This is a genomic window from Mesorhizobium sp. M8A.F.Ca.ET.202.01.1.1, from assembly GCF_004791595.1.
Classification (GTDB): Bacteria; Pseudomonadota; Alphaproteobacteria; order Rhizobiales; family Rhizobiaceae; genus Mesorhizobium.
Window position 1 is genome coordinate 1 of the sequence record NZ_SRUN01000145.1, and the last position, 338, is coordinate 338.

The 338-nt window shown below is 64.5% G+C and carries 1 protein-coding gene; it reads left to right on the forward strand.

The genetic code is table 11. The features are described 5' to 3' along the window. Window positions 1-315, forward strand: a 315-nt coding sequence (rfbC, locus tag EN845_RS34220) for a dTDP-4-dehydrorhamnose 3,5-epimerase (protein ID WP_135931302.1), incomplete at its 5' end; no start/stop codon positions are given. Window positions 316-338 lie beyond the last annotated feature (23 nt).

A 338-nucleotide genomic window follows, 5' to 3' on the forward strand; every position in this document is an offset into this window, starting at 1 on the left:
CCGAAGGTCGGCGAGCCGCGGCGGATGTCGACCTTCGGCCAGTGGGAAGCGGTGGTGCTGAGCGCGGAGAACAAGAAGCAGTTCTGGATTCCGGAGGGCTTCGCGCACGGTTTTGCGGTGCTGTCCGAGCGCGCGGTGTTCAGCTACCTGTGCACCGAGGTCTACCTGAAGGACTTTGATGCCGGCGTGCGCTGGAACGATGCGGACATCGCCGTGGACTGGCCGGTCAGTGCCCCGACGTTGTCGGCCAAGGACGAGAACGCGCCGTTCCTGAAGGACATTGCTGAAGACCGCCTGCCGGTCTACGTGCCATGACCGTGCTGGTGTTGGGTGGCAAC